The 10,139-nt window shown below is 67.1% G+C and carries 8 protein-coding genes; 3 read left to right on the top strand and 5 right to left on the bottom strand.

The genetic code is table 11. From position 1 onward, the window contains the following. Nucleotides 1-117: 117 nt before the first annotated feature. Nucleotides 118-939 carry a Cof-type HAD-IIB family hydrolase gene (locus tag AC1RQF_RS04860; RefSeq protein ID WP_492871436.1) on the bottom strand — a complete coding sequence of 274 codons (822 nt, stop codon included), beginning with the start codon at nt 937-939 and terminating at the stop codon, nt 118-120. Nucleotides 940-1,037: 98 nt separating this feature from the next. Continuing rightward, complete coding sequence (locus AC1RQF_RS04855) at nt 1,038-1,922, bottom strand: glucosamine kinase nucleotide-binding domain-containing protein (RefSeq protein WP_274000553.1); 885 nt, start codon at nt 1,920-1,922, stop codon at nt 1,038-1,040. Between the two features lie 142 nt (nt 1,923-2,064). Between AC1RQF_RS04855 and AC1RQF_RS04850 the strand changes: the two genes are divergently transcribed. Further along, nucleotides 2,065-2,664, top strand: a complete 600-nt coding sequence (locus AC1RQF_RS04850; protein ID WP_274000552.1) for a DNA-3-methyladenine glycosylase I — start codon at nt 2,065-2,067, stop codon at nt 2,662-2,664. A gap of 66 nt (nt 2,665-2,730) precedes the next feature. Here AC1RQF_RS04850 and AC1RQF_RS04845 read toward each other — a convergent pair whose 3' ends face one another. Beyond that, complete coding sequence (locus AC1RQF_RS04845) at nt 2,731-3,948, bottom strand: PepSY-associated TM helix domain-containing protein (RefSeq protein WP_492871435.1); 1,218 nt, start codon at nt 3,946-3,948, stop codon at nt 2,731-2,733. A gap of 264 nt (nt 3,949-4,212) precedes the next feature. Here AC1RQF_RS04845 and AC1RQF_RS04840 point away from each other — a divergent pair, with 264 nt between their 5' ends. After that, nucleotides 4,213-6,336 carry a TonB-dependent siderophore receptor gene (locus AC1RQF_RS04840; RefSeq protein WP_492871434.1) on the top strand — a complete coding sequence of 708 codons (2,124 nt, stop codon included), beginning with the start codon at nt 4,213-4,215 and terminating at the stop codon, nt 6,334-6,336. Between the two features lie 273 nt (nt 6,337-6,609). Here AC1RQF_RS04840 and AC1RQF_RS04835 read toward each other — a convergent pair whose 3' ends face one another. After that, nucleotides 6,610-7,290, bottom strand: coding sequence for a class I SAM-dependent methyltransferase (locus tag AC1RQF_RS04835; RefSeq protein WP_274004414.1), 681 nt, complete (start codon nt 7,288-7,290; stop codon nt 6,610-6,612). Nucleotides 7,291-7,936: 646 nt separating this feature from the next. Continuing rightward, nucleotides 7,937-8,149, bottom strand: a complete 213-nt coding sequence (gene rpsU, locus AC1RQF_RS04830) for a 30S ribosomal protein S21 (RefSeq protein WP_006401410.1) — start codon at nt 8,147-8,149, stop codon at nt 7,937-7,939. Between the two features lie 547 nt (nt 8,150-8,696). Here rpsU and AC1RQF_RS04825 point away from each other — a divergent pair. Beyond that, the gene (locus AC1RQF_RS04825; protein WP_274000316.1) at nt 8,697-9,848 is read left to right on the top strand and encodes a flagellin; all 1,152 of its coding nucleotides are present in this window, start codon (nt 8,697-8,699) and stop codon (nt 9,846-9,848) included. Nucleotides 9,849-10,139: the final 291 nt, after the last annotated feature.

Genomic DNA, 10,139 nt, shown 5'->3' with positions numbered 1-10,139 from the left:
GGGTGCAGCGTGCTCGGGTGCAGCGTGCTCGGGTGCAGCGTGCTCGGGTGCAGCGTGCTCGGGTGCAGCGTGCTCGGGCGATGCCGCGTCGCGGCACGCCCGATCGGTCGCGGCAACCTAGCCCGCCACGCCGTCCTCGAGCGCGAACAGCGCGCGCAGCTGGCGGGCGACGCCCGCGTCGGAGTTGTTGCCGATCCGCGGCACGCGCGGCAGGCGCGAGACGAGATCCGGATTCGCATTGTTCATCATGAACGGATGACCGGCGGTTTCCAGCAGGTCGATATCGTTCATGTTGTCGCCGAACGCCACGCAGTGCGCGGGATCGACGCCCAGCCGGCTCAGCACGACGCGCAGCGCGCGCCCTTTCGACACGTTCGCCGTCATGACTTCGAGGCAATCGGGCAGCGAATAGGTAACGTACAGCGCATCGCCGAAATTCGCGGCGAGGTTGTCGGACACCTCGGCCAGATCCTCGGGCTCGCCGATATACAGCACCTTCGCGACATCGGCGCCATCATGGGCCAGCAGGTCGACGACGCTGTAGTTGAAACCGGAGTCCTGGTGGAAGTCGAGCAGATGCGGCGCGTCGCGGTCGATCAGCCAGGCGTCGTTCGTGAACAGGTTGACGATCACCCGGCCGTGGGCGCCCGCCGACTCGGGCCGAACCAGCTGCCGCACGGTCGGCGCGGGGAGGTCCTGTGCGTAAATCAGGCTGCCGTCGGGCGCATGCACCCGCGCGCCGTTCGACGTGATCAGGTACGGCCGGATCCCGAGCACGTCGCGAATGCCGTTCACGTCCGCATGATGGCGCCCGGTCGCGATCACGAAGTCCACGCCGTCGTCGGCCAGCCGCCGCACCGTCTCGATCGTATAGGGATCGAGCTGGTGGTCGCTGTTCAGCAGGGTTCCGTCGAGATCGGTGGCGATGACTTTATACATGGCGGCAGGTCGGAATTGAGCGGGGGAGGCGGAAGCGCAAACGGCCATTCTAGCGCCGCGGCGCGCGCCCTGCCGCCGTTTGTCGCGGCGGGCGCGGCTCAGGGCGCCGCCGCGCGGCCCGCCGCCTCGCGGCGCGCGAGCTGCAGCGCACCCTGCGCGGAGTCGGCGAGCGGCGCGCGCAAGCGGGGCCGGTGGCGTTCGGGCACGGCGTCGGCGAGCGGCGCCGCGAGCCCGCCGCAGAGCGCGACGGGCCACGCGGCGGCCGGATCGAGGGCGTCGATCAGCTTGCCGATCTCGTCGCCCGCCTGCGCGACGAGCATGGCCGCATACGGGTGCGCGCGATGCGCGAGCACGATCGGCGCAAGCCGCGCGTAGGCGGTCTGGTTCGCGTCGCACGACCAGACCACGAGACTGTCGCGCTCGGCCGCGCCGGTTTCGTCGAGCAGCGCACGCGCGAACGCATCGAGCGGCGCCCGGCCGTCTAGCGCCTGCTGCGCGTAGGCGAGCGCGCGCAGCCCGAGCCACGCGCCGCTCGCCTCGTCGCCCGATGGGAAGCCGTAGCCGCCCGCGAGGCGGCAGGCGCCGGCCGCGTCGAGCGCGGCCGCGATGCTGCCCGTGCCCAGCGCGACGATCACGCCCGGGCCGCCGCCGTGCGCGCCCAGCACGGTCGTGTAGGCGTCGCTCTCCACCGCCAGCGCAGCAAGCGGCGCGCGCGCGCGGAACGCGGCCAGCCACGCGGGATTGTTCACGCCCGCGAGCCCGCAGCCGAGCACGCAGGCGTGCCAGTCGAAGCCGACGCCGGCCTGCGCGGCCGCCGCGCGGCATGCGGCCTCGATCGAACGCCACGCGTTCTCGACGCCGAGCGCGAGCCCCGACGGCCCGCCCGCGCCCCGGCCCAGCTCGCGCCCGGCGGCGTCGGCCAGCACCGCGCGGGTGCCGGTGCCGCCGCCGTCGATGCCGATCAGATAAAGGTCATGGCTCATTGCTTGGGTTCCGCCTGTTCATCGACGCGCAAGCTTAACCGCAACCGCGGCCGCCGCGCATCGGCCGAATGGCCGGGCTTGCACGTGCGCGGCATTCCGCTATCCTGACGCAGCTCAAGCCGGAACGACACGAGAGGATGCGATGGGAGAACGTTGCAACTGGGTCCGCACGGACGCCGACGCCCACTATCACGACACCGAGTGGGGCGTGCCGTCGCGCGACGACCGCCACCTGTTCGAGATGCTGATCCTGGAAGGCGCGCAGGCAGGCCTGTCGTGGTCGACCATCCTCAACAAGCGGGAAGGCTACCGCGCGGCCTTCGCCAATTTCGAGGTCGACAAGGTGGCGCGCTTCACGCCGGCGCGCGTCGACAAGCTGATGCTCGACGCCGGCATCGTGCGCAACCGCGCGAAGATCGAATCGGCGATCGTCAACGCGCGGGCGGTCCAGCAGATCCAGGCCGAGCACGGTTCGTTCGCGGCCTTCCTGTGGTCCTTCGTCGACGGCGCGCCGCGCCAGAACAGCTGGGATTCCTATCGCGACGCGCCGGCCTCGACCGACGCCTCCGACGCGCTCAGCAAGGCGCTCAAGCGCTATGGCTGCAAGTTCGTCGGCTCGACCATCTGCTATGCGCTGATGCAGGCCACCGGCCTCGTCAACGATCACGAGCGAACCTGCCCATGCCACGCGCGCTGTGCGGCGCTCGGCAAGGCGTCCGCCAAGCGCGGCGCGCGCGCCTAGCTGGCCGCACCTAGCCGGCCGCACCTGGCCAACCGCGCCTTAGCCGACCGCGCCTGGCCAGCCGGCTCAGGACGCGGCGCGCGCGGCCTTGGCCGGATTCGACGCGGCGGCCGGACGGCGCCGGGCGCGGAGCTTCTTCAGCCAGATCCACAGGCCCGTCACGCTGAGCATCGCGATCACGACGCCGAGCGCGCTGACGAGCACGCGGCCCGGCAGGCCGGCGATCCGGCCGGAATGCAGCGGGAACTGCGCCTGCATGAACACGTCGCCCGCCGACCCGCGGCCGGGCACGAGCCCCGCCACGCGCTTGCCCGTCGAGGCGTCCCAGAACAGCCACGGATTACCCAGGCCGACATCGCCGTGGTCATTGCCCGGCCGGAAGAAGCCGACCGCGTAAACATTGAGCGCGGTGGAATAGAACATGCCGCCCGGCGGCGCCTCGATGCCCTCCGCGCGCGCCGCGTCGGCGGCGATCGCCGCCATCCGCTCGCGGCTGATCGGCGCGGGCGCGTGCTGCGCGGGCGCGAAGCGCTGCGGATCGGTGAACGGCGTGGCCGTGAGCGGCGACAGCCGCTCGACGAGCGGGCGCACGACCTGGTTGCCGAGATTCATCGACACCGAGGTGAACGCGACCACGATCAGCAGCGCCCACACCCACACGCCGCCCGAGCGGTGCAGGTCGAACACCACCGGGTAGCCGCCGCGCGCGAAGCGGAACGCGAACGACTTGCGCCACTGCTTCCGGCTCGGGAACGCGAGCACCAGCGCGATCACGCTGTCGACGAGCCAGACCATGCTGACGACGCCCATCACCCACATCCCCAGATCGATGCCGCCCACGGCGGGCAGGTGCAGCGCGTAGTGCAGGCGATAGATGAACGGGATCAGTTCGAGCGGCGCGAGCGAGATCGCCCCCCATTCGCGGCGCGCCTGCACCGCGCCCGTCCCCGGGTCGACGGCCAGCTGGTTGAAGTCGAGTACGTAGGGCGCGCCGGTCGCGGGATCCGTGCGCGGCATCAATCCCACCTGCAAGGTATGGCCGGGCTCGATCGCAAGCGGCAGGTAGGTCACCTGGATGCGCGGATCGGCGCGCTCGATCCGGTTGGCCAGCTCGAGCGCCGACAACGGCGGCTGGCCGCTGTGCGCGTGGAAATACTCGGGATTGATCAGCGCATCGAGCTCGTGGTCCCAGGCGATGATCGCGCCCGTCAAGCCGGCCAGGAACAGGAACAGCGCGACCCCGACACCGAGCCAGCGGTGCAGGAGGACGAACAGCGGCCTCATGCGCGCGACAGACGAAACGGGACGGAAGCGGCCGGGCGGACGCCGAAGAAGTGGGCTGCGGGACTCACTGCACGAAAATAGAATAAGAATCGTTCTCATTCTATCAAATCTCTTGCCTGGGCGACAAGTCGCCGGCTCACCGCCGGTTGCGCGTTCCAGACACATCTGAGTTTGCAGCCAAATGATTTCGGACTCCGGCCGATCTTTGATAGCATGCGCGCCATTCATATAAATGCGAATGATTCGCAACACTATTCCATCTTCATGACCCATCCCGCCCTTCGACCGCTGCGCCTTGCCGCGTGGCTCGCCTTCTGCAGCAGCGCCCTCGCTCACGCGGCCCCGTCGCCGGACAGCACGCCGCCGCAGGAAAACACGCTGCCCGCCGTGCGCGTCACGGCCGCGCCCGACGCCCCGCAGCATCTGCGCGAGGACGTGAGCGGCGGGGCGCTCGGCACCCGCTCGCAACTGGATACGCCGTTCTCGACCACGATCGTCGATGCGAAGGAATTGGCGGAGCGCCAGCCATTCAAGCTCGCCGAGGTGTTCGGGGGCGACGCGTCGGTGACCGACAACGGCAACGGCTACAGCGTCTGGGCCAGCTACCTGTCGGTGCGTGGCCTGCAGCTCGACTGGCAGAACGGCTACAAGATCGACGGGCTGCCGTTCGTCTCGTACGGAATCACCATGCCCTACGAGCAGCTCGAGCGCGTCGAGCTGCTCAAGGGCCTGGGCGGCTTCATGTACGGCTTCGCGTCACCGGGCGGCGTGATCAACTACGTGACGAAGAAGCCCACCGCGCAGCCGGTGGCGAGCGTCGACGTCGGCTACCGGAGCACCGGGGTGTGGAGCGAGCACGTCGATCTCGGCCGCCGCTTCGGGCCGGACCAGATGTTCGGCGCGCGCCTGAACGCGACCCACGAGGAAGGCAAGATCTACAACGGCGGCAACGTCCGGCGCGACACCGCCTCGCTCGCGCTCGACGCGAACCTGACGCGCGACCTGTCCGTCAATTTCGGCGCGCTGTACCAGAACCGGCGCACCTCGGGCCAAACGCCGTCGATCTATACCAGCAGCTACACCGGCGCGAGCCTGCCGAGCGCGATCAGCGGCGGCACCTCGAACCTCGCCGGCGCGGACCAGTATCTCGCCACCAACCTGCAGCAGTACACGTTCGGCGTGCAGTACCAGCTCACGCCGGACTGGGTCGCGAGCGCGACCTACAGCTACAGCAAGGTGACGCGCCAGCGCAACGAAAGCACGCTGAACCTGCTCGACGGCGCCGGCAACTACAACGACACGCGCTACGCCGGCAACCAGGGGCATCGCTTCAGCCTGTGGCAGGCGATGCTCGAAGGCAAGGTGCGCACCGGCCCGTTCAGCCACCAGCTGGTGTTCGGCGCGGCGTGGCAGAAGGAGACCAGCGACTATTCGAGCAACGACCTGTACCACAGCATCGGCACGGGCAACCTGTACGCGCCCAATCCGAATACGCTGTACAACCCGGGCGGCTTCACGCAGTACCGCGACAACGACATCACGCAGAAATCGCTGTTCGCGAGCGATACCGTGAAGCTGACCGAGCGCTGGTCGGTGATCGCCGGCCTGCGCTACATCAGCTACGAACAGAATTCGTACAGTCCCGCCGGCGCGACGCTGTCCACCTATGCCGACAACGGCGTGATCACGCCGACCTTCGCGCTGCTGTACAAGCTCGCGCCGTCGACGACGCTGTACGCGAGCTACGTCGAATCGCTCGAACCCGGCCAGCGCGTCGGCGACACCTATGCGAACCACGGCGAACTGCTCAAGGCGCTGCGCAGCAAGCAATACGAGGTCGGCGTGAAGAGCGAGCACGCGCGCTGGAGCGCCACGGCCGCGCTGTTCCGGATCGAGCGCGGCGCGGCGTATGCGAACAGCGCGAACGTCTACGTGCAGGACGGCCAGTCGATCTATCAGGGCGTGGAACTGGCCGCGAGCGCGAAGCTCGGCTCGCAGTGGGAAGTGGCTGGCAGCCTGATGGCGCTCGACAGCTGGTATGCGAAGGGCGCGGCCAACAACGGCAACCGGGTGGCCGGCGCGCCGACCTTCGTCGCGGCGGGCAAGCTCGCGTATGCGGTGCCGACGCTGCCGGGCCTGACGCTCGGCGCGCAGGCGAAGTTCACCGGCAATACGCCGCTGCGCGCGGCGGGCGGCCTGAACGCGCCCGGCTATCTGCTGCTCGGCCTCGGCGCGACCTACACCACGCGAGTCGGCGGTCACGGCGTCACGCTGCGCGCCTCGCTCGACAACCTCGCCAATCGCCGCTACTGGCAGTATCAGTACGAGAACTACGTGATGCCGGGGGATCCGCGCACCGTCAGCGTCAACGCGAAGTTCGATTTCTGAGCGGCGGGATCAAAGCGATCCGCTCGCCTGACGCTGCTCCGGCGGGCGTGCGGTATCGCACGAGAATCAGTTGCCACCTTCCGGGGTCGGCACATACCGAAAGCGTTGCGGCAATATCTCGCCTGTGCCGTCAATAGGCCCATCTCTCGATGGTCATGCTGACCATGCCGGCATTGTCGAAGCGCGCCCGGTCTCGTCTGCCGTGCTCATCCGAGCGTCAGTCCCGACCGCGGCGGATCGAGCCGGCATTGATATCCCCGGGCAAGCGGTCGATCAAAATCCTTTCCAGTAATCCACGAATCCCTGCTTGTAATGAAAATAGGGGGTCTGCAATTCGCGGTTGATCCCGATGATGCGCGCCTCAAGCTCGGCCAGCCCCGGGCAGCCGCGTTTGAACAGATACCAGCTTTTGGCCTGCGGCGAATAGACCGACGCGGCGTATCCCCACTGGTCCATCAGCAAGGACATGCTCTTGTTGGTATGGAAGGCCGTGTGGACCATGGTGTCGATGTAGAACCAGTCCGGATCCTTCGGCACCCGCTCGGCGATCACGGTATGCAGCATCAGTACGCCATCGTCACGCACGAGTCGATTGACCTCATCAAGCGCATCTCGGTCCAGCACATGCTCGAACATCGCGCTGTTGATCACCAGCGTGTAGCGGGACAGATCCTGCTCGGCCACATAGCTGACGCGATTGTCCTGATTGCGCACGTAGCGATCGAAGATGGGAATGCCGATATCGAAGTACTTCTTCATGCAACGGGAGAACGTACCGTAGCCGGCCGCATAGTCAATCGCATCGTCAAGCTCGACGACGCCGTTCTTCGCCAACAGCGTCAGGGCGAGCGCCTGATCGATGTATGGCGGCTGGTTGGTGGTTCTCGATGCAAGATCGTTTTCAAACGTGTGATGCCAACTCGAATTCAGTTGCGACCATTGCGCATCGGTCATTTCCTGATGGGTTCTCGACACGGTGAAACCGCAGTTTCCGCATTTCCAGAAATCAACTGTCAGCGTCTCGGGAAACGGGCTGCCCGGATAGGTCGGGTAGTCTTTCGAGAAAAAGTACGCCGTTTCGCGGCTGCAGATCATGCATGGGTGAATTCTCATACTTGCCGTCGGACCCGACATCTTGGTTAGCTGCCGCAAAGTATACCGAGGGAACCGTTCGGGAGGCGAGCGCGCTGGCGGACGGCTCCTGCGCAAGTCTGGCGCAAGGGTGAACGCCGTGCAGTGACCGGCTTCTCCGCTGGCATCGCCGCCGGGTCGCGTTCAAAGAGCCGGTCCGGTCCGCCTGAAGGTCGATCGCGCGACGATACGGCCGGACCCATGAGCGTGCTCGGTCCGGCATTTCGCGATTGCGGCCCGGATGCCGTTCGCGCCGCATGCGCCGGCGCCGTCCGGAATCGCAGTGGCGATCCGCATCGCCGGTTGCCGTTTGCGCAGACGTCCCGGCGCCCGGTAACAAAAAACCCCGCCCGACTAGCGCCGGGCGGGGTCTTTCATCGTACGTCACGCCGGATGCTCCAAGCAAAACGGCGATGCAGCCTCTTTCGAGACTCGCATCGCCGCTCGCGGACGAACCGGAAAGAAGCTTTTAGTGGAGCTTCTTCGGCAGCATCTGGCTGCGCAGGCGCTTGTGCAGACGCTTCACCGCAGCGGCCTTCTTGCGCTTGCGCACAGCCGTCGGCTTTTCGTACGACTGGCGTTCACGCAGTTCAGCGATCAGGCCATTTTTTTCGATAGCACGGCGAAAGCGGCGAATCGCCACTTCGAACGGCTCGTTTTCCTTCAGAAGAATCGTCGTCATGTCGTTCCTAAATTGCTTGATACGGTCAAAAACGTAGCGGCCAAGCGCCACGCACCGGCCTTCCGGGCGTTCCCACAACAGGCGAAACGAGCGGCTAACGGCCTCGGAGGCCGGAAATGAGAGGCGGAATGCACCGCGACACGCTTGGCAACCCACACCAGGCGCCGCGTTTGACTGCCAGCAGACATGCCGCGAGCGGCAAAGGCTTGACAGAAAATCTCAATTCAGCCCGCCATCATAACAGGTAAACATTGGGCCGGCTACCGGTTTACCGCTTTCCCGTGGCGGGCTCCCCGAGCGCCTTCCCCTGCGTTCCCGCGCATTTGCTGCCCTATTTTGAGATAAATCCTCGAATCCGGGCACATATAAATAAGGGATCAATCCAATTGACGTCACGCCTCACTCAAATCCTTTCCAAACCTTTCATTTGTATTCAGCCGCTTTTATGAGAGACGACAACCTGCATTGAGGCCGCCGGCAAGGGACGCAGGCGGCCGCCGATGCCGACTCCGGCTTCCTTTTCGTCCGACTCTCCCAGGAGTGTTCCATGCTCGGAATCAACAGCAACATCAACTCGCTGGTCGCCCAGCAAAACCTGAATGGCTCGCAAAGCGCGCTGTCGCAGGCCATCACGCGCCTGTCCTCGGGCAAGCGCATCAACAGCGCGGCCGACGATGCCGCGGGGCTCGCGATCTCGACCCGCATGCAGACCCAGATCAACGGCCTGAACCAGGGCGTGTCGAATGCGAACGACGGCGTGTCGCTGATCCAGACCTCATCGAGCGCGCTGTCGTCGCTGACCAACAGCCTGCAGCGGATCCGCACGCTGGCCGTGCAGGCGTCGACCGGCACGCTGTCCACCTCCGACCAGAACGCGCTGCAAAAGGAAGTCTCGCAGCAGATCTCCGAAGTGAACCGGATCGCGTCGCAGACGACCTACAACGGCAAGAACATCCTCGACGGCTCGGCCGGCATCCTGTCGTTCCAGGTCGGCGCGAACGTCGGCCAGACGGTCAGCCTCGACCTGAGCCAGAGCATGTCGGCCGCGCAGATCGGCGGCGGCCTGGTGCAGCAGGGCCAGACGGTCGGCACCTTCACGAACCTGAGTCTCGACGCCAGCGGCTCCTCGACGGCGGGCGCGCCGGCGATCACGGCGGTCAGCGTCATCGCCGACGGCCGGGGCGGTTACACGTTCACCGACCAGAACGGCTCGGCGCTGACCTCGGCCACGGTCGGCAACATCTTCTCGTCGGGCACGGCGGCCGGCTCGGGCACGGCCGTCACGGACCTGGCGCTGAAGGCGTCGGTCACGAGCGGCATGTCGCCCGCGGCGGTCGCCGCGACCGCCGCGATGCAGGCACAGATCAACGCGGTCAACCAGCCGCCGACGGTCTCGAACCTCGAGATCTCGACCGTCGCGGGCGCGAACCAGGCGATGGTGTCGATCGACAACGCGCTGCAAACGGTGAACAACCTGCAGGCCACGCTCGGCGCGGCGCAGAACCGCTTCACCGCGATCGCCACGACCCAGCAGGCGAACTCGACGAACCTGTCGTCGGCTCAATCGCAGATCCAGAGCGCGGACTTCGCGCAGGAAACCGCGAACCTGTCGCGCGCGCAGGTACTCCAGCAAGCGGGCATCTCCGTGCTCGCCCAAGCAAATTCCAACCCGCAACAGGTGCTGAAGCTCCTGCAATAAGAAGCGGTCGCCCGACGGGCGGCCCCTTCCGGGCGCGCCCGTCGCGGCAAGCGCGCCAGCGGTCCTGGCGCCGCACCGGCCAGGTCGTTCAGGCCGGCCGGCGAGCGCCGCCGGCCACCCGCGCCCCCGAGCTTTCCCGCGCCGCGCGGCGCCTGCCGCCGGCCCGCCCGAGCCCGTTTCGCCCGCCACCGGCGCGGCCAGGCGGGCATTTCGCGCCGCGCCCGACATAAAAATCGGGCCGAATCTATTCGCCCGCCCCTCAAGTTTTGTTTCCGAAGGCCGAAATCCTGC

The sequence above is a fragment of the Burkholderia sp. GW821-FHT14F03 genome (assembly GCF_058803765.1).
The sequence above is the reverse complement of the archived record's forward strand: the minus strand, read 5'-3'. Positions and strand labels throughout refer to the sequence as shown.